Source organism: Rhodococcus sp. IC4_135, from assembly GCF_011602025.1.
GTDB lineage: Bacteria > Actinomycetota > Actinomycetes > Mycobacteriales > Mycobacteriaceae > Rhodococcus_F > Rhodococcus_F baikonurensis.
The window spans coordinates 58,571-83,191 of the sequence record NZ_JAAOLG010000018.1 but is presented as its reverse complement, the minus strand read 5'-3'; the positions used below and the strand labels follow the sequence as shown (position 1 = coordinate 83,191).

Genomic DNA, 24,621 nt, shown 5'->3' with positions numbered 1-24,621 from the left:
TTGTGCGCGTCGAAAATCCGCAGGTAGGTTATGCTACTGGTGCGTAACCTACGGTACCGTAGGTTACGCGGTTCGCAACAACACGGAACGAGAGGGGTTGCACATGACGGCATTCGGGCTCGACGAGCTTCCAGTCAAACCACGCATGCGCGGTTGGATCCACCTGTGGGCGCTCGGTGTCTCCGTCGTCGCAGGCATCGTTCTCGTCTCCGTAGCCGGCGCTCAGGTAGGCGCCAAGGCGGCTTGGGCAACCGCGATCTACAGCATCACGATCTGCGGCCTCTTCGGCATCAGCGCGACCTATCACCGTATCCAGTGGCAGACCGTCAAGGGCCGTACGTGGATGAAGCGTGCGGACCATTCGATGATCTTTCTCTTCATCGCCGGCAGCTACACACCGTTCGCCATGCTCGGTCTCCCTACCCACACCGGCAAGATCATTCTTGCGATCGTGTGGGCAGGCGCGCTGGCCGGCGTGGCCCTCAAGATGCTCTGGCCCACCGCGCCGAAATGGGTGGGGGTACCGCTCTATCTTCTCCTCGGCTGGGCGATCGTTCCAGTGGTCGGTGAACTGACACACCAGGTCGGTGTGGCGCCGATGGTGCTGCTGCTCGTCGGCGGGATCTTCTACAGCGTCGGCGCAATTCTGTACGCGACGAAATGGCCCAACCCGTGGCCCACGACGTTCGGGCATCACGAGTTCTTCCACGCTGCCACCGTCATCGCAGCGATCTGCCACTACATCGCGGTATGGCTCGTCGTGTTCAACTGACTCGCCAGTTCCACCACCGTCGTCACCGGCCGATCACACACGAATCCCCGGCAGATGTACGCGGCTTCACCACCGTCGACAAGGGGTCGATCCGCAAGCAGCGGTGAAGAATCCGGTGCACCGCCGACAACCACTGCACCGCCCGGGGCAAGCCGACGGGCATCGGCCAACAGTGAACCTTCCCCGACGACGGCCACCTGTATCGGACCGCGCAACGACGCTTCCGCCACCGCGAGCCAGTGCCCCGCCGACCGAGGCGCACGCTCGAGCGGCAGCGTGGCCCTCGCCAGCGCGTCCGCCGCGGCCTGTGCGTAACGAGAAGAGCGCTCGGCATCGGTCAACGCCGCTGCGGTCAACAGAGCCTCCGCGACGCTCGACGCACCGGACGGCGTCGCGCCGTCCAACGGGTCTCGGGGCCGAGTCACGAGCGACTCCGCGAAATCGGCCGTGTCGAACCAGCTTCCCGGCTCGGCCGGATCAGCGAAGTGGTCGACAGTGACGTCGAGCAACTGCTGCGCCGCATCGAGCCACCGCGCCAATCCCGTTGCCTGGTAGAGAGCCAGGAGGCCGGTGGCCAACATTGCGTAATCCTCGAGCACGCCCGTCGGGGCACCGACAGCCCCACCGAGGGATGCGCGACGCAAGTGACCGTCCACCAGGTGGAGGTCGAGGAGAGTTCCTGCACACTCGGCTGCCGCAGCGATCCAGTCGGGTCGATCCAGGGCCAACCCCGCTTCCGTCAACGCCGTGACGGTCAGCCCGTTCCAGGCCGTCACCACTTTGTCGTCGCGACCAGGCTGCAGACGCCCGGCCCGGACAGCGCGTAGGGCGTCGGAGACCCGCTGCCAGCGTGACCAGTCGTCGGGGTCTCGGAGCAACTGCAATACCGAAGCACCCTCTTCGAACGTGCCGGTATCGGTGACCCGGAACAAGTCCGCCGCCCACTGTCCGTCCTCCGCACCGAGTACCTCGACCAACTGCGCCGGCGTCCATACGTACGTGAGGCCTTCGATGCCGCCGGTGTCGGCATCGAGAGCCGAAGCGAAGCAACCGTTCTCGGTCAGCAGATCGGAAAGCAGGAACCTTGCGGTCTCCTCGGTGACGCGAGTGGCCAGGTCCGACCCGGTTCGCCGCGCCCAGTGCGCGTAGAACCGCAGGAGCAACGCGTTGTCGTAGAGCATCTTCTCGAAGTGCGGAACTACCCACTCGGCATCGACCGAGTAGCGCGAGAAACCGCCACCCAACTGGTCGTAGATACCACCACGAGCCATTGCTTCGGCGGTGCGCTCGATGCCGCCGAGGATCTCGCCCGAACCCGTTCGCTCGAACTGCCGGAGTAGTCCCTCCAACAGGGCCGACGGCGGAAACTTCGGTGCCCCACCGAATCCCCCGCGCGGGATGTCTTCGTCACCGAGGATCGATCGACCCGCCGCATCGAGCAACTCCGCGTCGACAGGCGCTCCGCCGTACGGAATTCCGCCCGACGCGCGCTGAAGTTCCGTCACGATCGACTGCGCCGCGTTGTCGACCTCGTCGCGCCGATTGGTGAAGGTGTCCGCGATCGCTTCGAGAAGCTGTGTGAACGAGGGCATTCCGCCGCGAGGCGCCGGCGGGTAGTACGTACCGCAGTAGAAGGGGGAACCGTCGGGAGTCAGGAAACACGTCATCGGCCAGCCGCCCTGGCCGGTCATCGCGACCGTCGCATTCATGTAAACGGCGTCGATGTCGGGACGCTCTTCGCGGTCCACCTTCACACAGACGAAGTTCTCGTTCATGATGGCCGCGATCTCGTCGTTCTCGAACGACTCGTGCGCCATGACGTGGCACCAGTGGCACGCCGAGTACCCGATCGAGAGAAGGATCGGCACGTCGCGCTCGCGCGCCCACTCCATCGCTTCTTCACCCCACTGTTGCCAGTGGACCGGATTGTCGGCGTGCTGACGCAGGTAGGGGCTCGAGGACCCACCCAGGTTGTTCCGCATCCGTGGGTCCATCATCCCTACCTCGTTCGTCTCAGGATTCTTGCTTCGGCTTCTTCTCGGTAGAGACGTTCGGTTCCGCCGGGCTCGGAGCTGTGATGGCTCCCCGGTCGGTGCCTTCGTCTGCCTGCTGATCGAGTTCGGGATGATCCGGTTCGAAGGTTTCCGGCAGCTTCTTGAGCTGACGATTCATCGACCGGACCAGAAGGATCACACCGATGAGCAGCGCAAGAATGACCACCAGGCCGACCGGAGACGACTTTCCGAACTCCGGGCCGGATGGATTACTCGGGGTCTGAGCAAGAAATTGTGTGGTGCCGAGGATTACCTCGGCGGACAGAGCATTCACTTCTGAGCGTCCTCTTCGAGACCTGCGAACAGGTCGGTTTCCGGAATGGACGTGGTGACCCGCGTCTTGGCGAGCTCGAATTCCTCGGTGGGCCAGATCTTCTGCTGAATGTCGAGCGGCACAGCGAAGAACGAACCGTTGGGATCGATCTGCGTCGCGTGCGCACGCAGGGCGTCGTCTCGCTGGGGAAAGTAATCGCCGCACGTGACCTGAGTGGTCACCCGGACCATCATGTCGCCACGCTCGGTCTTCCACTTCTTGAGCCAGTCCGCCATCGGGAACGGCTCACCGCGACGCTCGTACTCCTCCTGGAAGAGTTCGAGGCGCTTACGGATGAACCCGTGCGAGTAGTAGACCTTCTTGATCTCCCACGGCTCCCCGTCCTCGGGGAAGTACTCGGGATCGGCGGCGGCCTCGTACGCAGCCATCGTCACCTCGTGGCACCGGATGTGATCCGGGTGCGGGTATCCACCGTTCTCGTCGTACGTCGTGACGACGTGGGGACGGAACTCGCGAATCACCTTGACCAGCGCGCGCGTCGACTCTTCGAGCGGAACGAGGGCGAAGCACCCTTCGGGCAGCGGCGGAAGCGGGTCGCCCTCGGGAAGCCCGGAATCGACGAAACCGAGCCAGCGCTGCTTCACGCCCAGAATGCGAGCGGCCTCGGCCATCTCCTCCTGGCGGACTTCGCTGATTCGATCGCGGACGCCGGGAACGTCCATGGCCGGGTTGAGAATGTCGCCACGCTCGCCCCCGGTGAGCGTCAGGACCATCACTTCGTGGCCTTCGGCTGCATAACGGGCGGTGGTGGCCGCACCCTTGCTCGACTCGTCGTCGGGATGGGCATGGACGGCCATGAGCCGGAATCCGCTCACGTGTTCGTTCACCTCAACTTCACCTCTAGCCGTTACCGGCAGTCTTCGATTCACACGCTGTGCAGTGCTCGGATTACTCCGGGCCTTCGCCGTCAAACGTACCGACTGCCGACAAACCTACCGACGGCGCGACGGGACACGTCCTCTATAGTTCCACCCGAGAGTTCCTGGCGCAGCCGTGACCCCTTCAGTAGTTCGGTGGGGCGCAGTCAGTTGCTGCACGACACGTGAACTCGAGTCTTCGAGAGCAGAGTGATGAGCAAACCGCTTCCCCAAGATCGGTACCCGAGCACTACTCGCACGGGCAGTCCCCGCAAGTGGATGGTGTGGGCTCTGACCGCTCTCGTCATCGTCGTAGGCGGCGGAATCGCGTACTACGCATACGGAAAATTTGCGGTCAAGGAAATCGAGACCGAGACCATCTCGTTCGACATCGCCAACGACTCCACGGTGAAGATCCGCTTCACCGTCACGCGCGACGACTCGTCACGTGACGCGATGTGCATCGTGCGCGCTCGCTCGAAGGACGGTTCCGAAACCGGACGACGTGAGGTCTACGTCCCGTCGTCTGAGCATCAAACCCTCGAGTTCAACACCGAGGTCAAGACGTCCCAGCCGCCAGGCATGGCCGACGTCTACGGCTGCAGCTTCGACGTTCCGGAGTACCTGACAAAGAGCTGACCTCGGAACGCACCCACCCTGCCGGACGTTTGGCGACGGACAGGGTGGGTAGTCATGCGTGATAGAATTGCCCGATACACGGTTCCGGGTGGAACCGTGTATTGCTGCATTGACGGCCAGGTTGCATCTTCGGTGATGTGTCCGAGTCGTTGTTCGCTGCTGTTGCAGCGATCGTCGAGGGAGCCCCCGGCTCCGACTACTAGGGAGTGATCGAGATGACCGAGACCCAGGTGACCTGGCTTACCCAGGAATCACATGACAGGCTCAAGAACGAACTCGACCAGCTCATCGCCAATCGCCCGGTCATCGCCGCCGAGATCAACGAGCGTCGCGAAGAGGGTGACCTGAAAGAGAACGGTGGCTACCACGCTGCCCGCGAAGAGCAGGGTCAGCAGGAAGCCCGCATTCGCCAGCTCCAGGAGCTGCTGAACAGCGCAAAGGTCGGCGAGGCCCCCACTCAGTCCGGTGTTGCACTGCCCGGATCCGTAGTCAAGGTCTACTACGACGGCGACGAGAGTGACACCGAGACGTTCCTGATCGCTACCCGCGAAGAAGGCGCACGTGACGCCAAGCTCGAGGTCTACTCCCCGAACTCACCGCTGGGCGGCGCGCTGCTCGAAGCCAAGGTCGGCGACACTCGTGAGTACAACCTGCCCAACGGCAGCACCATGAAGGTCACGCTGCTGAGCGCGGAGCCTTACCACAGCTGATCGGCCGTACGAACGCCGAAGAAGCACCAGCTCTGAAAAGACGCGCCACCCGACTTGGTCGGGTGGCGCTTCTTGCTCTGTCGGCGCTTGCTGTTCCGGCTCACTCACACCACGCGGCGAGCCTTCATGCCGGCGAAGATCGGGCCGACCTTCACCACGTCACCGAATGTGGGTGCGTGAAGCATCTGACCGTTGCCGACGTAGATCGCCACGTGGCCGGGGCCGCCTGCCTGCCAGTTGCCGAACAACAGGTCACCGGGCTGCGCCTGATCCAGCGGGATCTCGACGCCGACGCCCCACTGTGTCTCGGAGGTCCGCGGCAGCGTCACGCCGGTGGCCGCGTGGATCGCGTACGACGTCAGACCCGAGCAGTCGAACCCGCCCATCGACGGCCCGTTGATGTTTCCGCCGCCCCAGACGTAGGGCAAACCGAGAAACTTCAGACCGGCCTCGACGACACCGCCGACTGCGGCGGCGAGGTTGTTGTAGTCGAAGGGTGCGAGCATCAGGGCGAAAGAGTCCTGCAGAGATTTGATCTGAGCGACGAACGGAGCGGCGACCGCCTGCTCCGCGGGAACCTCGCCCGACTTGTCTGCCGGTACGCCACCCGCTTCACGTACGGCGTCGGGTCCGACGTCGTAGGCAGCGAGCGCGAGGTCGACGGTATCGCCCTCGACCTCACCGGACTTCTGCCAGGACTGCGCTTGCTTGACGAGATCGCACAACCGGTAGCCGGTTGTCATCACCGGGTCGGCGACACCCAGGATGTCCATCTTCCCGTCGCCGTCGCCGTCCTTGCCGTAAGCGGTCCACGCCGCAGTGGTGAAACGGCCAGGCCCGCGCCCACCTTCCGGTGAGATGTCGGTATCGGGTCCGTACTTGAATCCGTTCTCGACCGAGTACAACGAGGCGATCACCGCAGGGGTGATCTCGGAGCACAGTGCGCCGGCCTTCTTGATCCACGGCGCGAACACCGCCACCGCTCCCACGGGCGCCAACGTCGCTCCCGGAAAGTTGGAGGGTACGGACGGCACGATTCCCTCAGGCGTGTCCTGAGTTCGTGCCGGTCCGTTCCAGGCTGCGAGTGTGACTGCAGCATTCGAAGACTCGTTCTTCTCGACTTGTGCGGGCGCTCCGAGAGTTCCACTCATCACGCCCAGTGCGGTGCCGATCGACACAGCGATCGCCAGGACACCGACTGCCATCCGAACCTCCGATAAACCTCTGAAAATCTACGTACGTGGTCGTACCCGAAACTTGTCGGTGCGAACATCTACTCTTTCGAACATGCATTCGACACTGCTCAGTCTCGCGACTCCTGTAACCAATGTCTCATTTATCTCGGTGGGCGTTACGCAAATGACTACAGACGCCAAGGCTTTTCTCAGGTTCGGCGTGCAAGCTGAGTGCATGAGCGACGATCGGCCACGACCCGCCCGGGGACGCACTACGGTGTATCGACCCGTTCGCCTCGCCCTCGCAGCCACGGCTGTGGCGGGAGCACTCGCAAGCGGCGGACTTTCTCTCGTTTCTTCTCCCACTGCCACGGCTCTCGCGCCGGACACCTCGGCTTCTCACACCAAGAATCCCGCTGTGAAGCGGCCCGTCGTGGTCGCCGGATTCGGAACCCCGGACGCCGTTTCCAACGGTTCGTGAGCACGCCGCGCTCGGCCTCCGAGTGGCTCACCTGGGGCGTGCAGGCTCGGGTTGTCGTCACCGACCCTGAAGTCCTGCCCTCCGCGGCCAGCCTGGTTCGCGGTTACCTCACCGCTGCCGACGCCGCCACCAATCGAGATCGTGCCGACTCCGAGATTCGAACCTACGTCAGCGCCGCAAGCAACGTCGACGGCGTCGTCGTGACGCCCATGTTCGCGCACTTCCTCGAAGACGCGTTGGCTGTCGCACGGCTGACCGACGGCAAACTCACACCAACGGCCGGCTCGGCAGACCCGCACTCCTGGTGGAAGATTCGCGTCGAGCACAACCGCGTGTACAGCCCGGACGACGTAGTCCTCGACCTCTCCGCGACCGCTCGTGCCAGTTCGGCGGATCACTGCGCGGCATCGACTGCCACGCTTCTCGGGTGCGGAGTGCTGGTCGGCCTCGGCGGCGACATCGCGGTTGCCGGTCCGGCGCCGGAAGACGGCTGGCAGATTCAGGTTCAAGACCTACCCGGCGATCCGACGTGCCAAGTAGCTCTCCCGTCCGACTGTGGGATCGCCACGGCCAGCACCGTCAAACCACTGCACCGCGAATCGACGGCGACGCCGATGTGGCGCACGGTGTCGGTGATTGCGTCCTCCTGCGCCCAGGCCGCCGCATTCAGTCGGGTTGCGGTCGGCATGAGCGGTTCGGCCATCGACTGGCTACATCAACTCGACGTACCCGCCAGGCTGGTCGACCAGGAGTACCGCGTAACGGTTCTGGGCGGCTGGCCTGACGAGTAAGTCGCGTCAGTTCTGCAAGCGCGTCAGTTCTGCAAGCGCGTCAGTTCTGCAAGCGCGTCAGTTCTGCAAGCGCACTGCGTAGCCGGCGCGGTCGAAGGCGGTGAGAAGTTCTGCCTTGTTGTCCGGACCACGCGTCTCGACGGTGAGGAAGACTTCCACTTCGTCGAGCGCGAGTTCGCCACCGGTACGGGAGTGGATGACGTCGACCACGCTGGCGCCGTTCGCCCGAACCACTTCGAGCAGCGACACCAGTGCGCCCGGCCGATCGTCGATGGTGATGTGAACGCCGAGGAACCGTCCGGCTGCCCGCAGTCCGTGGGAGATGACGTGTGTGAGCAGCAGCGGATCGATATTGCCGCCGGAAAGAACGGCGCACACCGGCCCGGTCAGTCCCAGCTCTTCCGGAGAGCACGTCATCAAGGCCGCAACGGCCGCGACGCCTGCCGGTTCGACGATCAGCTTGGCGCGTTCGAGGCACAGCAGGAGCGCTTTGGACAACGCTTCCTCGCTGACCGTCACCACCGCGTCGACATGCGCGGCAACCTCGGCGAACGGAACCTCGCCAGGGCAGCCCACGGCGATACCGTCTGCCATCGTGGACATCGACGCCAATGCGGTCGGCTTCCCGGCTGCCAACGACGCCGGCCAGGCCGCCGCGGTCTCGGCCTGCACTCCGACGATGCGCACCTGTGGGCGTACAGCTTTGACTGCGGCAGCCACGCCGGCGATCAACCCGCCGCCGCCGGTGGGGACGAGGATCGTGCCCACCTCGGGGAGTTGCTCGAGGATTTCGAGCCCCACCGTCCCCTGCCCCGCCACGACGTCCTCGTGGTCGAACGGGTGAACCAGGACAGCTCCGGTCCGGTCTGCGAATTCGCGAGCGGCGACGAGTGCTTCGTCGACAGTCGAACCGTGCAGGTGGACCTGAGCCCCATATGCCTTGGTGGCCACCAACTTCGGCAGCGGCGCCCCGGTCGGCATGAAGACCGTCGACTTGATTCCCAATTCTGTTGCAGACCAGGCAACTCCCTGCGCATGGTTGCCGGCGCTGGCCGCCACCACACCCGCCGCCCGTTCCTCCGCAGACAGGTTGGCGATGCGGTTGTAGGCGCCGCGAGGTTTGAAAGAGCCGGTGCGTTGCAGGTTTTCACATTTCAAGCTCACGGCGAAGCCGGTGGTTTCAGACAACACTCGCGAGGCGACCACCGGGGTACGGCGCATGACCGGGGCGAGAAGTTGCTGTGCAGCTTTGATCTGTTCGAGATTCACGCATGCCTCCAGAAAGTGCGCCTCCACACCCTCGTGAGGTGTGAAGGCGCACTGCAGGTTCGAAGTCGAATTACCGTAGAGCGAAGATCAGGACAGTGCTTGCTCGATGTCGCCGACCAGATCGGAGGCGTCTTCGATGCCGACCGACAGGCGAACCAGATCGTCGGGAACCTCGAGCGCGGAACCGGCCGTCGAGGCATGGGTCATCGCGCCGGGGAACTCGATGAGGGATTCGACGCCGCCGAGAGATTCTGCCAGCGTGAAGATCTCGGTGCGCGAGCACAGGTCGAGAGCTGCCGCCTTGCCACCCTTGAGACGCACGGAGATCATGCCGCCGAAGCGTCGCATCTGCTTGGCCGCGACCTTGTGCGACGGATGCGAAGCCAGTCCGGGGTAGATGACGCTGGCAACAGCGGGATGACCGTCGAGCAATTCGACGACCTTCTCCGCATTGTCACTGTGACGCTCCATGCGCAGTGCCAGTGTCTTGATTCCGCGCAACGTCAGGAACGCGTCGAACGGGCCGGGAACGCCGCCGGATCCGTTCTGCAGGAAGGCAAACGCGGTGTCCAGTTCTTCGTCGTTGCAGACGAGAGCGCCACCGACCACGTCGGAGTGTCCGCCGATGTACTTGGTGGTGGAATGCAGCGCGATGTCGGCGCCGAGCTGCAGCGGCTGCTGCAGGTACGGCGACGCAAAGGTGTTGTCCACCACGATCTTTGCGTTGCCCTCGTGGGCGATCTCGGCGAGGAGCTCGATGTCACCGATGTTGAGCAGCGGGTTCGTGGGGGTCTCGACCCAGACCAGCTTGGTGTTGGACTTCATTGCCGCGCGCACCGCATCGACGTCGGACACCGGCGCCGGGGTGTACTCGATCCCCCACTGCGTGAAGACCTTGTCGATGAGGCGGAAGGTTCCGCCGTACGCGTCGTCGGGGATGACCAGGTGATCGCCCGGTCGAAGTACCGATCGGAGCAGGCAGTCGGTGGCCGCCATTCCCGAACTGAACGCTCGACCGTAGGTTCCGGATTCGAGCGCGGCGAGGTTCGCCTCGAGCGGGCGACGGGTCGGGTTGCCCGTCCGCGCATACTCGAAGCCACTACGCATTCCACCGACGCCGTCCTGGGCGAAGGTGGAACTTGCGTAGATCGGCACGTTGACAGCACCGGTCAGCGGATCGGGTTCGTAACCCGCATGCACTGCCTTAGTGGAGAAACCCTGCCAGCTGATGTTGTCGGCCTTGCTGCGTTGCTCACTCATGATCCCCAGCCTAACGGCGCCGGCCCCGGCGCAGGAATCTGTACTCAGGAATCCGAACTCAGGAAACCCAGGAGATCGTGGCGCGTGATCACGCCGACCGGCTTGCCGTCGTCGACGACCATGAGTGCGTCGGTGTCACCGAGCGCCTTCGTGGCAGCCGAGACCGGCTCGCCGGACCCGATGAGCGGGAACGGCTTGCTCATGTGCTTCTCGACGGAATCCGCCAGGTGCGCACGGCCTTCGAAGACCGCGCTCAGCAGATCCCGCTCGGACACACTTCCGGCGACCTCGCCTGCCATGACCGGCGGTTCAGCACCGACGACAGGCATCTGGGACACGCCGTACTCGCGCAGGATCTCGATCGCGTCGCGCAGAGTCTCCGACGGGTGGGTGTGAACGAGGTCCGGCAACTCGCCCGACTTGCCGCGCAGAACGTCGCCGACGGTGGGGACGTTCGCCTTGCCGTCGAGCGGGGTGCGGAGGAATCCGTACGACGCCATCCACTGATCGTTGAAGATCTTGGACAGGTATCCGCGGCCACCGTCCGGGAGGAGGACGACGATCAGAGCGTCGGGGCCCTCGCGCTTGGCCACTTCGAGGGCAGCGACGACGGCCATGCCGCAGGAACCGCCGACCAGTAGCCCCTCCTCGCGGGCGAGGCGACGCGTCATCTCGAAGGAATCGGCATCAGAGACGGCGATGATCTCGTCGGGGATGGACGGGTCGTATGCCGACGGCCAGAAGTCTTCGCCGACGCCCTCGACCAGGTACGGACGACCGGTGCCACCGGAGTAGACGGAACCCTCGGGGTCTGCGCCGATGACCTTGACCTTGCCGCCCGAAACTTCCTTGAGGTAGCGGCCGGTGCCGGTGATGGTGCCGCCGGTGCCGACGCCCGCGACGAAGTGCGTGATCTTGCCGTCGGTGTCGGCCCAGATCTCGGGACCGGTGGTCTCGTAGTGGCTCTCCGGTCCGCCCGGGTTGGAGTACTGGTTGGGCTTCCAGGCGCCGGGGATCTCACGGGTGAGGCGGTCGGAGACGCTGTAGTAGCTGTTCGGGTTGTCCGGCGCGACGGCCGTGGGGCACACGACCACCTCGGCGCCGTAGGCACGCAGGACGTTGCGCTTGTCTTCGCTGACCTTGTCGGGGCAGACGAAAACGCACTTGTATCCACGCTTCTGCGCCACGAGCGCCAAGCCGATTCCGGTGTTGCCCGACGTCGGTTCGACGATGGTGCCGCCCGGCTTCAGTTCACCCGAAGCCTCGGCTGCGTCGATCATCTTGACGGCGATGCGGTCCTTGGAGCTACCGCCAGGGTTGAGGTATTCGACCTTGGCTGCCACCGTGCCGAAGTTTTCGCCCGTGACGGACGTGAGCTTGACGAGTGGGGTGTTGCCGATGAGGTCGACGACGTGTTCCGCGATGCGCATTCGTCCATGTTCCCAGATGAAAGAAAACGGTGCGCGCGGACGTCGGGCGAAGGCGGTGCAATCCGGCTAGATTGACAAGTGTGAGTCGAACCGGACTGAAAGCGTCGGTGGCCACGGTGGTGGCCGGATCGAGTGCAGGCACGCTCTCCTGGTTGGGCTACAACTATCTGATGTCGCAGGCGGGTGCGGCCCGCGGGGTGATCGGTCGCAATATCGCCAAACCACCCGAGGCGGACGGGGTGTACGCACCCGGCGCCGACAACCCGGAACTCTGGTGGCGGGCCGTGCCCTTCGATCTCCACCTGATGATCTTCGGCGATTCGTCTGCGGCCGGCGTCGGGGCGCTGACGGCGTCGGAAGTTCCGGGTGTGCAGGTCGCGAAACTGCTTGCGAGTGAGACCGGGAAGCGAATCCGCTTGAGCACCAAGGCCATCGGCGGCGCCACCTCACGTGGATTGAGCGGGCAGGTCGACGCCATGTTCGTCGCCGGCCCTCCCCCGGACGCTGCCGTGATCCTGATCGGCGCCAACGACGTCACCGCGAAGAACGCTATTCACGCTTCGGCAAAACGCCTCGGCGACGCCGTACGACGCCTACGCGAGAGCGGCGCCGTCGTTGTTGTCGGAACCTGCCCGGATCTGGGAGTGGTGACGGCGATCCCGCAACCGCTGCGCTCCGTGGTGCGTGAATGGGGTCATCGTCTCGCGCTCGCCCAGGCGTCCGCGACCAGAAACGCCGGGGGTCGTCCCGTTCCGCTAGCCGACCTGCTGGCCAAGGAATTCCTGGCCTCGCCCGACACGATGTTCTCGGCCGACCGTTTCCACCCGTCCGCGGCCGGCTACGAACTCGCGGCGAAGCAGATCGTCCCGGTTCTCGCGTCGGCCCTGGGTGAGTGGCAAGGTGGCCCGCTCCCCGAACTCCCCCACGTCTCGGAGGCGGCGCAAGCTCGCACCGTCGCGGCCCGACTGACGGCAGCGGCAACCCAGTGGAAAGCCTTCGCGAGACGCACCAAACCCGCAGTTCAGCGCCCTGACGTCAACTGAGTGAGACTGCGTGACCACCATCTGGGAGCGGCAACGTAAATTGTAAGTCGAAGCTGCATTCAACTTGCCCTGCTCGACGGCGTTTCACGCCGCCCACGAGCAGTACACAAAAGGAGTTTTCATGCCCGAGGCAGTAATCGTCTCAGCAGTACGGTCGCCCATCGGCCGCGCAATGAAGGGTTCGCTCAAGGACATCCGCCCGGATGACCTCGCAACTCAGATGGTTGCCGCCGCGTTGGCAAAGATCCCCGAACTCGACCCCACCGAGATCGACGACCTCATGCTCGGTTGCGGCCAGCCTGCCGGCCAGTCGGGCTTCAACATCGCCCGCGTCGTCGCCGTCCAGCTCGGCTACGACTTCCTCCCCGGCGTGACGGTCAACCGTTACTGTTCCTCCTCGCTGCAGACCACCCGCATGGCACTGCACGCCATTCGCGCAGGCGAGGGCGACGTCTTCATCTCCGCCGGCGTCGAGTCCGTCTCCAGCTTCATCACCGGCAACGCCGACGGCCTGCCGGGCACCAAGAACCCGCTCTTCGACGCAGCGCAGGCCCGTAGCGCCAAGCTCGCCGAGGGTGGAGTCGCTTGGACCGATCCTCGCGAAGAGGGCCTGATCCCCGACGTCTACCTGGGCATGGGCCAGACCGCGGAGAACGTCGCTTCGGCCACCGGCATCACCCGCGAAGACCAGGACCGCTGGGCAGTGCGCAGCCAGAACCGCGCCGAGGAAGCCATCGCTCGCGGCTTCTTCGAGCGTGAGATCACGCCCGTCACGCTCGCCGACGGCACCGTCGTCTCCAAGGACGACGGCCCCCGCGCCGGCACCACCTACGAGGGCATCAGCGGCCTCAAGCCCGTCTTCCGCCCCGACGGCACCGTCACCGCCGGCAATGCCTGCCCGCTCAACGACGGCGCAGCCGCGCTGGTGATCATGTCCGACACCAAGGCGAAGGCACTCGGCCTGACCCCGCTCGCTCGCATCGTCTCCACCGGCGTCTCGGGCCTGTCTCCCGAGATCATGGGCCTCGGCCCGATCCAGGCCGTCAAGAACGCCCTGAAGATCGCCGGCAAGTCGATCTCCGACATCGACCTGTTCGAGATCAACGAGGCATTCGCAGTGCAGGTCCTCGGATCCGCTCGCGAACTGGGCATCGAAGAGGACAAGCTCAACATCTCCGGTGGCGCGATCGCACTGGGTCACCCCTTCGGTATGACCGGTGCCCGCATCACCAACACCCTGATCAACAACCTGCAGGAGCAGGACAAGACCTTCGGCGTCGAGACCATGTGTGTCGGCGGCGGACAGGGCATGGCAATGGTGATCGAGCGCCTCAGCTGATCCCCTGAGCACGTCGAAAGCGGCCGCCCGGCTTCTGCCGGGCGGCCGCTTTCGTGTAGTCGCGTCTCAGGTAGTCGTGAATTTCCGAGCAAAACTCCCCAACTCGCGAATCAACTCTCGCGCAGCGTCGTCCTCACGCTGCACGGCAGCGCGAGCTTCGTCTGCCCAACCGTGACGGAGCAGTCGTTTGGCGGCAAGCACTGCCGGTCCGATGTTGGCGGCAATCTGCTCGGCACTCGCGCTGGCGCGTGCCTGGACCTGGTCGGCCGGCACTGCGGCTGTCGCCAGTCCGTAGGCGGCTGCTTCGACGCCGCTGAGCCACCGCGCCGACAGGATCAACTCGGCGGCGCGCTGCGTTCCGATCACCTTGGGCAGCAACCAACTACTGGCAGCTTCAGGAGCGGTACCCAGCGAGGTGAACGGTGCCCGCAGACGTGCGTCCTCGGCAACGTAGACGACGTCGCAGTAAAGCAGCATGGTCAGGCCGATGCCGACGGCAGCGCCGTGCACCGCGGCAATCAAAGGCTTCGGGAACTCCACCAGCGCGACGATCAGCGGCGCGAATGCGTCGCCGAAGTCGGCGTTGTCGGTACCTGGTTCGGCGAGTGCGCGTAGGTCGACGCCACTGGAAAATGCCTTGCCTGAGCCCTCGACGATCACCACGGCCACGGCCTCGTCCGACGCCGCGTCGTCGAGCGCCTTGGTGAACGCTCGAAAACCGGCCGCATCGAAAGCGTTCAGGCGGCTCGGATTGTTGAAGGTCAGCGTTCGCACCGCTCCGGCGTCCGCCACCAGCACGGGTTCGGTGGTGTTTGTCGACATTCACACCCCTTCGTTCCAAACCAAGCAGTTGCTAGGTATCCAAGCACCGTAACCGCCCACAGACGACAAAAGAAGGGCCCCTCGTGGGGCCCTTCTTTTGTATTACGGAACGACTCGAGAACTAGTCGTTGTTGAAGTAGCTCAGCAGACGCAGGATCTCGACGTACAACCAGACCAGGGTGACGGTGAGACCGAATGCGACGCCCCAGGCTGCCTTCTCGGGCGCCTGTGCGCGGATCAGCTGATCAGCGGCGTCGAAGTCGAGCAGGAAGCTGAAGGCTGCGATACCGATGCAGACGAGGCTGAAGATGATGGCGAGAGTTCCACCGTCACGCAGTCCCAGTCCACCGTCGACGAAGAAGCTGGCGACGAGGTTACCGAGGGCCAGAACGACAACGCCGATCAACGCGCCGATGATCATTCGTGTCAGACGCGGTGTCACCCGAATCGCGCCGGTCTTGTAAACCACGAGCATGCCGAAGAACACACCGAACGTTCCGAGGACCGCCTGAGCGATCAGTGCCGATCCGCCGACGCCACCGAATTGAATATCGGTGAACATGAACGACAGCGCACCGAGGAACAGACCCTCGGCGACGGCATACGCCAACACGATTGCCGGGTTGTCCATCTTGCGGCCGAACGTCGCGACCAGAACCAGAACGAGGCCGACGAGTCCGCCGCCGATGACCAGCGGGGCCGCGAGGTCGGCGTTGTTGTTGACCAGGAAGTACGACACCAGTGCCGAGATCGTCAGCACGCCGAGCGTGATGCCCGTCTTGGTGACCACGTCGTCGATCGTCATGGCCCGCGAGGTGGGACCGGTCTGGTACGGCTCGGCCGGAGCGTACTGCGGCTGACCGAACTGCTGGGTTGCCTGCGAGGCGCCCGCCGTCGCAGATCCGAACGAGGCGTATCCGTTGCCCTCTTGCTTGGGCAGATTGCGGAACACCGGGTTGCTGGTGGTGCGCACCGTGATCATCCCTTCATCGTGGTGGCCAGCGACGGGTGCGTCGCGGGTTCGCCGTACGGATCCGAGTTTCCGACACGGTCCGTGTACCTAACTAAAAGTAAAGCACTCGTAATTTACAACGTCGAAGCGTCGGTTGTAGTTCCCGGCGCATTTCCGGAAGATCAACACTCTTCGATACTAGGACGGTTTGACCGACTTCATCACGATGAACTTCGCGTTCTTCGCCATCGCCTCGCTCGGACCCACCGCGGCTTTCAGCGGTTCGCGATACCCCAGATGCGCGTTGTGAACAGTCCACAACTCGCCACCGGGACGCAGGACACGGCCGGCAGCTTCGAACATCTTGAGCGCTCCACCGGTATGCACCGCCGCGCCGACGTGGAACGGCGGGTTCAACAGAACCAGATCCGCGCTCGCACTGGGCAACGAACTCACGGCGTCGTCGCGCAGGCCGCTCACTCGATCGCCGACGCCGTTTGCCGACGCGGTCGCCAGAGCCGAAGCGACGGCTGCCGAGGACTGATCCGTTGCGATCACGTGCACGTCCGGGAACTTCCGCGCGATCGCTGCCGCGAGAATGCCGCTGCCACAACCCAGATCGATCACGTCACTCAGCGGATCGACCGCAATCTTTCCGAGGTTCTCCAGGAGCAACCGGGTGCCGATGTCCAGGCTCGCACCGGCAAACACGGCGCCGTGAGCAACGACGTCGAGGTCGAACTCGTCCAGGCGCTCGGCCATCGGGAACGTGACGACAACCTCGGCCTTCGGTTCCGATGCCTTGAGTACGCGGGACTTCTGACGCCCGCGCGAGGCGCTGACGTCGGAAAACGATTCGCCGAGAACCTTGTTCATCGCCGGGGTGATGTGCTTGTCACGCCCACCGGCGAAGACACGAACCGCCGGGTCGGCGTGGAGCGCGATCAGCTGAGCGATCTCGGCAAGTTCGGCGAGACTACGCGGCAATTGCATGAGCACGACGCGGGCACCGCTGAGCAACTCCTCGTCCAGCCCGTGCGAGGTGAAGGCGTCACTGAATCCGAGTTCGCGCGCATTGTTCGCGAGGGCCAACTCTCCGGTGAGCGGATCCTGGTGAACCCGCACGCCGGCGATTCCGTGAACGAGCGCAACACCGGCGGTCAGCGCACCGTAGTGATCGCCGACCACGACGACGGTGCCCGCCGGCGCTGCGGCCAGAGCGTCGGCGGCCTCGTCGAGGATCAGGCGATCAGCCGCGTCGACGGCAAAGAGATTGGGTGCCTCGACATCGGGAAATCGGCGCAGACGATCGAACAGTTCGGGTGTGTCGGACATGCCACCAGTCTTTCAGGTGAAACTGCGCAACACTCAATCCCCCGACCAGCAGGTGATCAGTTCGACAACCCCGTCAGTTCGACAACCCCGTCAGTTCGACAACCCCGTCAGTTCGTCATCCACTGCACGACGTTGCCGACGGTTTCGCGTTCGGTGCGGAATCCGTTCACCGGATGGTCGGTGTCGGGGTATCCGAACGAGATCGCGCACACGACCTTGCGAGTGTCGTCGATGCCGAAGTGCTCGTGAATGAACTTGGAACTGCCCGCGAGCGCCGCTTGCGGAATGGTCGCCACCCCCAGACTCTGGGCCGCGAGCAGGAAGCTGTTCACGTACAACCCACAGTCGACAGCGCCGTAGGTGCCCAAAGCCTCGTCGGTGGTGATGATCGCGACGTGAGGAGCGCCGAAGAGCTCGAAGTTCTTCATCGTCTGTGCCGCGGAGCCGGCGCGGTCACCGTGCTCGATGCCGACGCTCGAATACAGCGCCATGGCGCAGTCGAACCGACGCGACTTGTAGATGCCCTGGTACGCGCGGGGGAACTCGAAGTCCGACTCCTGGGCGTTGGCCATCACGTATTCACCGAGTCCGGCACGGAAACGCTCGGTGCCCTCCCCTTCGGTGATCGCTACCTGCCACGGTTGTGTGTTGCACCACGACGGCGTCTTCTGGGCCAACCGAAGGATCTCCTCGATCACCTCGCGTGGCACCTGACGGTCCTCGTAGGCGCGGCAGCTGATCCGGGCATCGAGCAACGCTTCCAGGCTCGTGTACACGACGATGCTCTCGGTCATGTGTTCTCTCCTCGATCAGGCTGCACTACAACACTTCGCACGATAGAGCTATCGCCTCGGCGCGATGATCAGCGGGTCACCGTTGCGAAGGCCGACACCAGCTCACCGAACTCCTCCATCGCCGCATCGGGGTCGGGATCGACCGCTGCCAACGCGACCAGAACATCGGTGGCACCGGATTCGAGCAGCTGTTCGGCACCGAGCATCGTCGCCGGGAGGTCGATCGAACCGTCAGTCCCGCGAACGACAGTCAGTCGCCCACGAACCTGCAATTCCGCCGGATCGCGTCCGAGTTCCGCCATGGCCTTCCCGATGACGTCGATCCCTTCACGTAGGTCGTCGTCCGCGGCACCCATGATCGGAATCCAGCCGTCCCCCCAGGTTGCGACGCGTCGTACGACGGCCTTGGACAGAGAACCCGACACCCAGATCGGAATACCCGCGGACGGCCGGGGCGCGCAGTACACGTCATCGAATTTCAGGCGAGGAGTGTCGATGCTCGCCGGCGCCGACCTCCACAGCGCCCGGCACACTGCGAGAGCGTCGTCGAGCAATGGTCCCCTTTTGCCGAAGTCCATACCGACCGCGTCGTATTCGCGTTCCTGCCAACCGGTTCCGACGCCCAGGTCGAGTCGGCCACCGGACAACAGATCGAGTGTCGCGGCCGTCTTGGCCAGTACCGCTCCCCCGCGCAGCGCCGCGATGACGATTCCGGTCCCCAGACGAATTGTCTTCGTCTGTCCGGCAACAAAAGCCAGGACGGTCAGCGGTTCGAGCCAGTTGGAGTCGGGCTCGGTGGGGAACGCCGACCACGTGTATGCCGAGTTGTCCGAGCCCATCACCACGTGATCGGTGACGAGGACCCGGTCGAAGCCGGCAGCTTCCGCACTTTGACAGACCTGCACGAGTTTCCCGTAGGAGTTCTCCGCGAGGGTCGTACCGAAATTGGGAACGTTCAGACTGAAAGTTGTCATGTGTCAAGCCTTTCGGGGCCGGTTGGTCCAGCCGCCTTCTTCGGTGGGAAACCAGCCTCCGGCAGCGTGCGAGCCGCCGTCGACGTGGATCACGGTTCCGGTGATGTATCTCGCCAGGTCGGACGCCAGGAACAGCGCGGGGCCGGCAATGTCGACGGGTTGGCCCGGTCCACCCAGCGGTGCCCACCCCGGCCACTTGTCCCAGTCGTCGGCAGAAACGATCGTGCGGTACGGCACCTGTACCGACTCGATCAGATCCGGGGCAATGGCGTTGACGCGCACTCCGGTTCGACCGATCTCCACACCAAGGCTTCTGGTGAACTGCGTCAGCGCGGCCTTGTATGCCGAGTACATGGTGTGGCCCGGGATCGCTCGATGCGCCTCCACCGTCGTCAGGTTCACGATCGATCCACCGGTTCCGCGATCGATCATGCCGGGAAGCAGGGCATGCGTCAGACGCACCACGTGATCGAAATTGATGTTGCCTGCCTCGGACCAGAAACCTGGATCGGTACCGGTGAACGCTGTCGGCGGATTCAGGAAATGACCCACATTGTTCACCAGGACATCTGGTGCGAATGCGGTCAACGCGACGGGGACTTCCAGCGCCCGCACATCGTAGTCGAGATGGTTGATCGAACCACCTGCAGCGGAATCGAATTCGACGTCGTTCAGCGGAGCCACGTCGACGACCAGAACTGCGGCGCCGTGTGATGCGAATGCTCGAACTATCGCTGCCCCGATTCCCTGGGAGCCGCCGGTAACCACTGCCTTCTTACCCACCAACATCGGCCCTGGCGAGTACGCCGATCCGACCACCACGAAGACACCCTTCTGCAGTTCGATGTGAATCACTTCGGCGTACCGTCACACATCTACTCGCAGAACGGGCACAACGTTCTCACTCAGTGGTAGCCGCTACACTTCGCCTGCCCGGGCCCCAGGACGCCGATGCAAGTAGGCCGGAATCTCGGCTGCCCGTATCGGTACTCCCTCCAGATACCCTTGGATCACGTCACATCCACACTCGGTCACCATCGCCCGCTGCCTCTCGGTCTCCACACCCTCGGCGACGGTGTCCAACCCCAGAGACTTGGCGATCGCGATAACGGCCCGCAGAACAGCAAATCTCGAACTCGCGGGATCCGCGTCCAGCGGAGCGACGAAGGCGCGGTCGATCTTCAACCGATCGAGCGGCAGCCGCGACAAGCTGGCAACCGAGGAGAATCCGGTCCCGAAGTCATCCATCGCAATGGCGATTCCGAGCGCGGAGAGTTGCACCAGCACATCTCGGTCGGCGTCGTCGATGACGAGTGATTCGGTCACCTCGATCTCGAGCCGTTCGGGGGCGAGGTTCACTTCCTCGAGGGTCTGGCGCACCGATTCGACGTATCGACTCGAACGCAGTTGCACCTGAGAAACATTGACGGCGACCCGTATGTCCTCCGGCCACGATGTCGCCGCCGTGCATGCGGCCCGCAAAACGCCCGCACCGATCGGAACGATCAAGCCGGTTTCCTCCGCTACCGAGATGAAGTCTCCCGGCGAGACGAGACCTGAGGTCGGATGGTTCCACCGCAACAGAGCCTCGAATCCGACCACAACTCCCGCCCCGGCCGACACCTGCGGTTGAAAGACCAACTCGAACTCCTCGTCGATCAGCGCACGACGAAGATCCAACAGGGCTCGCGCCCTACCGGTTGCCCGATCCCGCAAAGCCACGTCGAAGGCTCGGATCTGGTGCCGGCCGCTCTCCTTTGCGTGGTACAGCGCAAGATCGGCAACAATCATCAGTTCTTCGAGGTTCTCGGCATCGTCGGGCAGAGAGCCGTACCCCAAACTGGCGCGAATGCGTATCTGGTTGCCGACCAGCGCGAATGGTCGTTCGAAGGCGTCGAGGATCGTCTGGAATCGATCTTTCACCTCATCTGTGTCCTCGATGTCATCGAAGGCGATGGCAAATTCGTCGCCGCCCAACCGGCCACAGATCTCGTTGGATCGCAGAACCCCGTGAATTCGGCTGGCAACATCTCGCAGCACGTCGTCTCCGACGTGATGTCCCAACCGGTCGTTGATCGACTTGAAGTTGTCCAGATCCAGAATCGCCAACCACACTCGGCGCCCGTCCCGAAGCAGCGAAGAAACCTGGGCGTTGAAGCTGTACCGATTGCTGAGCCCGGTCAGCGAATCGACTTCCGCCAACCGCAGTATGTTCTGACGCTGGTGATAGGAGTGCGTGATGTCAGATCCCACACCGCGCCAGCCGTAGTCCGAACTCTCTCCGCCGCCTGGGTGACCCGACATCGACCACCAGCGAGTATCGCCCCGCACGACAACCTGCATGGTGAGGTCCCGAAACGCCGTCCCGGCTTGAAAATTCGCAGCAAGGAGATCGAGGGACTTCCTGCCCTCGACTGTTCGGGATGCGCCGATTCCGATCAGGATCTCGTGCATGGTGCGGCCCCGGATCTGCGCTGCCGGCAAACCGACTTGTTCGGCGAATCGATACGACACGGTGCGGGCGACACCACGCGAGTCGGTCTCCCAGAGCCAATCCTGCGCACCGTCTTCGAGATCGTTCAGCAGCAACTCCACGAGATCTCGTTCGTCCTCGGCGATGAGCTCGGCGCGGAGTCGTCTCTCGAAAAGGTTGGCCAACAGCAATGTTCCGCTGTGGAGCGAAACGAGAAAAATCACCAGCACCCCGATCAGTACATAGCGCGAGGGTTCCGGCTCGGTCCAGAATCCCCCAGCCAACCCAAACCCGACCAGTCCGATCCAAATCAGGGTGAATCCGCGAAACATCAATGTCGGGAAAACGCCGACTGCGATGCCTCCCATCAATGTCGAGGTCAGCACCAATTCGTTACCAGGATCCAGGATCGGGAACAGCATCAGCGCCAGGCACGCGAGCAAGACCCCCCACACGACGACCTGGATTGTGAGTACCACCAATTCGGTGGTCTGCGACTCCGAAACCCCCAGCCGCGAGCGCCCCAGCCAATAGAGGCTGAACGCGATGCTCGACACGGCCACGACGCTCGGCCATACCCAGCGGAACATCCCGGTATCTGCCGGCAGAAGCACCACGATCGTCGAAAGCGCGATAGCAGCGATCAGGAAGGCCCACGGCAGTACTCGCGCCGTGAAGTCCAGGCGTCGGTTGAGAAGTCGGTGACGATCGTAATCCGACAGGTGGTCGTCAGAACCTCGTCGACCGAGCCTGCGCACGGTGGTTACGACACGATGTCTGCGTACCACCGCCGGGTCATCCACGTCGGCCTGCTGTCGCCAGCGCCACTGCCTGGACAGACATGACTTCGCCGGCAGCGCGCCCCTGCACAGTCCGCACCCCCGCAGCCGCAACGGCCTTCAGTTGCTCCTCGCTGTCCACCCCCGAGACAACGACCTCCATTCCCAGTGCGTCGACCAGATCCACGAGCGCTTCGAGGATCGGCCGCCCGCCGGGCGCCGCACCGGAGATGGAGCGTTCGATGCGCACTCGCGTGAACGGAAGGCCGGACAGTGATGCAAGGGAGGAGAATCCGGCTCCGAACTCGTCGACCGTCAGCGATACTCCCATCTCCGCGATGGCATGCAACGCGGCTCTGGACTGGTCGGTAATGGCAGAGGACTCGTCGAGTTGGAGCTCGAACTGCCCAGCCCTGGCATCTGATCGACGAAGCGAGTCGCCGATCGCCTCGATGAACGCCTCCGATTCGAGCTGACGCGTCGACACCGCGACGGCTACCCGTACGTGATCAGGAAGTTGCGCCGCCGCCGCACAGGCCAGCTTGAACACCGTCGTCCCGAGCGAGTACGCAAGACCGGTGTCGTCTGCGACGCTCATGAATTCGGCGGACGTGACGGCGCCGAGCCGGACGTTGTGCCAGACCACGTGAACCTCCACCGCCACTATCTCGCGGGAGACCACGTCGATCCTGGGTAGCAACTCGAGTTCGAGGTCCTTCTCCGCGACGGTGTTTCCCAGATCTTCGAGCAGACGGGCCCGCCGATCCGCCACGGACTTCATCGAGTCTCGATACTCACGTACGGCCCCGCGCCCGGATTCCTTTGCCGCGAACAAGGCGAGATCCGCAGCGCCCATCATCTCGTCGGCGGACGACGGCAGCTCGTCAGGGAGGTAGTACCCGATGCTGCATCCGATCTCCAACCGCGTACCGGCCACTGTGATCGGCTCATGAAGGGTTTCGATGTAGCGGGCCAACAGTGCGCGCATGCGTGAGCTGTCGCCGCCATCGGTGAAGAGAATTGCGAACTCGTCTCCGCCCAAGCGCGCGAACAGCTGTGACATTCCGCCGGCTTCGGACAGACGATCTGCGACCTCTCGCAGAACCGCGTCGCCGACCGTGTGCCCGAGTGTGTCGTTGACCGACTTGAAGTTGTCGAGGTCGAGCATCGCCAGCCCAAGACGGCTGTCATGGGTGTGCGGATCACGTAGCAGCCTCTCGAGCTCGGTCCAGAAGCTGTGCCGGTTCGGCATTCCCGTGAGTGCGTCCACCCGGCCCATTCGCACGATTTCGTCGCTTTGCCGTTTGACTTCGGTGATGTCGGAACCCACTCCTCGCCAGACGAACTCGTCGGGTGCCCGGCCAGGGCGCGGCCGTCCGGACACCTGCCACCACCGAATTTCGCCGTGAACGCGGACCGGAACGAGTACGTCGACGAAGGCGGTCTTCGTCTGGCGGGCTTGCTGCAACTCCATGAGCGCATCGATTCCGCCGGGGATCCGTAGAGTGCCCAACTCCATGAACAGGTCCTGCCACGCCGTTCCCTGCAACTCGGCGGAGTCCAGCCCCGCTTCGGATGCGAGCCGCGTCGGGATTCGGTTGAACTTGCCTTTCTGATCGGTCTCCCACACGAAGTCCCCGGCGTTGCCTTCGAAGTCTTCGAGAAGCATCTGCACAACCGATCGTTCCGATGCTGCGCGCAGCTCGGCTCGGTAGCGAGATTCCAGGTTGCCTGAGACCACGATCGTGCCGCCGATCAAAGCTGCTCCGTACACGATCAGTCCGATGAGAATTCGTTCGAACTCGGGCCCCGGTTGGAGCCAGAACGCCACGCCCAGGATCACGAGATTGGACAGCACCCAGGTGAGTCCGACGATCCGCAACATCGCGGTAGCCACGGCTCCGGCGCCGGTGATAGACGCGGACGCCGCCGTGAGGATCAGATCGCCGGAATCGTCCAGGATCGGATACAGGACCAGGGCGAGCGAGGAATACAGGATCCCGACGACTGCGAATTCGACGATGAGAAACGCGTACGACATCCGGTATGTCGGCGCGATCAGATCGAAGCGAATGGCGAGTCCGACACCCATGCCCACCAACCCGATCACCCCGGCGAGGATCGGCCACAGGCGTGGCAAGAGTCCGCTGTCCGGCGGGATGACATACAGCGTCAACCCGAGCGTGACCACGAGGTGGACAGCTGCGGCCCACGGCAGAACACCGAAGGTGACGGCTATCTGTTCACGCGTCACGTCATCGCGTTGCGTGGGTGTCAGTCTTTCTCTTGGGCTTTCTCTGGGGCGGGATGGGAGACGAGACAGGATCGACATGACCAC

General features: G+C 63.9%; 22 protein-coding genes. 7 read left to right on the top strand and 15 right to left on the bottom strand.

Features of this window, described 5'->3' with window-relative positions:
- Positions 1–103 precede the first annotated feature (103 nt).
- Positions 104–772, top strand: coding sequence for a hemolysin III family protein (locus G8767_RS25335; protein WP_020970260.1), 669 nt, complete (start codon positions 104–106; stop codon positions 770–772).
- Here the strand turns inward: G8767_RS25335 and G8767_RS25330 are convergent.
- From G8767_RS25330 to mca, 3 genes are read right to left on the bottom strand one after another with little or no spacing between them, the layout of a single operon-like run.
- Positions 739–2,766 (bottom strand): thioredoxin domain-containing protein, encoded by a 2,028-nt coding sequence (locus G8767_RS25330; protein WP_166812558.1) that lies wholly within the window; start codon positions 2,764–2,766, stop codon positions 739–741. The two genes, G8767_RS25335 and G8767_RS25330, sit on opposite strands and share 34 nt — an antisense overlap.
- A 19-nt stretch (positions 2,767–2,785) precedes the next feature.
- A complete protein-coding gene (locus G8767_RS25325) occupies positions 2,786–3,100 on the bottom strand; it encodes a hypothetical protein (protein ID WP_095972180.1) in 315 nt (104 codons plus the stop codon).
- Positions 3,097–3,975, bottom strand: coding sequence for a mycothiol conjugate amidase Mca (gene mca, locus G8767_RS25320; protein WP_095972245.1), 879 nt, complete (start codon positions 3,973–3,975; stop codon positions 3,097–3,099). Before mca ends, G8767_RS25325 begins: the two co-directional genes overlap by 4 nt.
- Positions 3,976–4,230: 255 nt before the next feature.
- On the opposite strand from mca, the gene G8767_RS25315 reads away from it, so the two are divergent.
- Together G8767_RS25315 and greA are read left to right on the top strand one after the other, a co-directional pair.
- Entirely contained in the window at positions 4,231–4,656 is a 426-nt protein-coding gene (locus tag G8767_RS25315; RefSeq protein WP_020970262.1) for a DUF4307 domain-containing protein, read from the top strand.
- Positions 4,657–4,871: 215 nt separating this feature from the next.
- Positions 4,872–5,366 (top strand): transcription elongation factor GreA, encoded by a 495-nt coding sequence (greA, locus tag G8767_RS25310; protein ID WP_007726385.1) that lies wholly within the window; start codon positions 4,872–4,874, stop codon positions 5,364–5,366.
- Positions 5,367–5,470: 104 nt separating this feature from the next.
- Here the strand turns inward: greA and G8767_RS25305 are convergent, their stop codons facing one another.
- Positions 5,471–6,571 carry a C40 family peptidase gene (locus G8767_RS25305; RefSeq protein ID WP_095972179.1) on the bottom strand — a complete coding sequence of 367 codons (1,101 nt, stop codon included), beginning with the start codon at positions 6,569–6,571 and terminating at the stop codon, positions 5,471–5,473.
- 205 nt (positions 6,572–6,776) lie between these two features.
- Here G8767_RS25305 and G8767_RS25300 point away from each other — a divergent pair, with 205 nt between their 5' ends.
- Positions 6,777–7,022 carry a hypothetical protein gene (locus tag G8767_RS25300; RefSeq protein ID WP_206029765.1) on the top strand — a complete coding sequence of 82 codons (246 nt, stop codon included), beginning with the start codon at positions 6,777–6,779 and terminating at the stop codon, positions 7,020–7,022.
- Positions 7,019–7,813, top strand: coding sequence for an FAD:protein FMN transferase (locus G8767_RS25295; protein ID WP_124567084.1), 795 nt, complete (start codon positions 7,019–7,021; stop codon positions 7,811–7,813). The genes G8767_RS25300 and G8767_RS25295 overlap by 4 nt, the downstream gene beginning before the upstream one ends.
- A gap of 57 nt (positions 7,814–7,870) precedes the next feature.
- Here G8767_RS25295 and ilvA read toward each other — a convergent pair whose 3' ends face one another.
- From ilvA to G8767_RS25280, 3 genes are all read right to left on the bottom strand, one after another.
- Positions 7,871–9,034: a threonine ammonia-lyase gene (gene ilvA / locus G8767_RS25290; RefSeq protein WP_223257899.1), complete on the bottom strand. Its 1,164-nt coding sequence runs from the start codon at positions 9,032–9,034 to the stop codon at positions 7,871–7,873.
- Positions 9,035–9,169: 135 nt separating this feature from the next.
- Positions 9,170–10,342 carry a cystathionine gamma-synthase gene (locus G8767_RS25285; protein WP_124567085.1) on the bottom strand — a complete coding sequence of 391 codons (1,173 nt, stop codon included), beginning with the start codon at positions 10,340–10,342 and terminating at the stop codon, positions 9,170–9,172.
- 44 nt (positions 10,343–10,386) lie between these two features.
- Positions 10,387–11,772, bottom strand: coding sequence for a cystathionine beta-synthase (locus G8767_RS25280; protein ID WP_095972176.1), 1,386 nt, complete (start codon positions 11,770–11,772; stop codon positions 10,387–10,389).
- 80 nt (positions 11,773–11,852) lie between these two features.
- Between G8767_RS25280 and G8767_RS25275 the strand changes: the two genes are divergently transcribed.
- Together G8767_RS25275 and G8767_RS25270 are read left to right on the top strand one after the other, a co-directional pair.
- A complete protein-coding gene (locus G8767_RS25275) occupies positions 11,853–12,815 on the top strand; it encodes an SGNH/GDSL hydrolase family protein (protein ID WP_172436658.1) in 963 nt (320 codons plus the stop codon).
- 121 nt (positions 12,816–12,936) lie between these two features.
- Positions 12,937–14,154, top strand: coding sequence for an acetyl-CoA C-acetyltransferase (locus tag G8767_RS25270; protein ID WP_047888881.1), 1,218 nt, complete (start codon positions 12,937–12,939; stop codon positions 14,152–14,154).
- Between the two features lie 66 nt (positions 14,155–14,220).
- On the opposite strand, the gene G8767_RS25265 is transcribed toward G8767_RS25270, so the two are convergent.
- The 8 genes from G8767_RS25265 to G8767_RS25230 form a co-directional block, all read right to left on the bottom strand.
- Positions 14,221–14,976, bottom strand: coding sequence for an enoyl-CoA hydratase/isomerase family protein (locus G8767_RS25265; protein WP_166812507.1), 756 nt, complete (start codon positions 14,974–14,976; stop codon positions 14,221–14,223).
- Positions 14,977–15,097: 121 nt separating this feature from the next.
- Complete coding sequence (locus tag G8767_RS25260) at positions 15,098–15,949, bottom strand: Bax inhibitor-1/YccA family protein (RefSeq protein ID WP_007728810.1); 852 nt, start codon at positions 15,947–15,949, stop codon at positions 15,098–15,100.
- A gap of 177 nt (positions 15,950–16,126) precedes the next feature.
- Entirely contained in the window at positions 16,127–17,263 is a 1,137-nt protein-coding gene (locus G8767_RS25255) for a methyltransferase (protein WP_166812505.1), read from the bottom strand.
- 107 nt (positions 17,264–17,370) lie between these two features.
- A complete protein-coding gene (locus G8767_RS25250; protein WP_166812503.1) occupies positions 17,371–18,057 on the bottom strand; it encodes a nitroreductase in 687 nt (228 codons plus the stop codon).
- Between the two features lie 68 nt (positions 18,058–18,125).
- Positions 18,126–19,031 (bottom strand): TIGR03619 family F420-dependent LLM class oxidoreductase, encoded by a 906-nt coding sequence (locus tag G8767_RS25245; protein ID WP_166812501.1) that lies wholly within the window; start codon positions 19,029–19,031, stop codon positions 18,126–18,128.
- A 3-nt stretch (positions 19,032–19,034) separates the two neighbouring features.
- Positions 19,035–19,886: an SDR family oxidoreductase gene (locus tag G8767_RS25240; protein WP_166812499.1), complete on the bottom strand. Its 852-nt coding sequence runs from the start codon at positions 19,884–19,886 to the stop codon at positions 19,035–19,037.
- Between the two features lie 63 nt (positions 19,887–19,949).
- Positions 19,950–22,307: an EAL domain-containing protein gene (locus G8767_RS36590; protein WP_166812497.1), complete on the bottom strand. Its 2,358-nt coding sequence runs from the start codon at positions 22,305–22,307 to the stop codon at positions 19,950–19,952.
- Entirely contained in the window at positions 22,300–24,537 is a 2,238-nt protein-coding gene (locus G8767_RS25230) for an EAL domain-containing protein (RefSeq protein WP_346843036.1), read from the bottom strand. The genes G8767_RS36590 and G8767_RS25230 overlap by 8 nt, the downstream gene beginning before the upstream one ends.
- Positions 24,538–24,621: the final 84 nt, after the last annotated feature.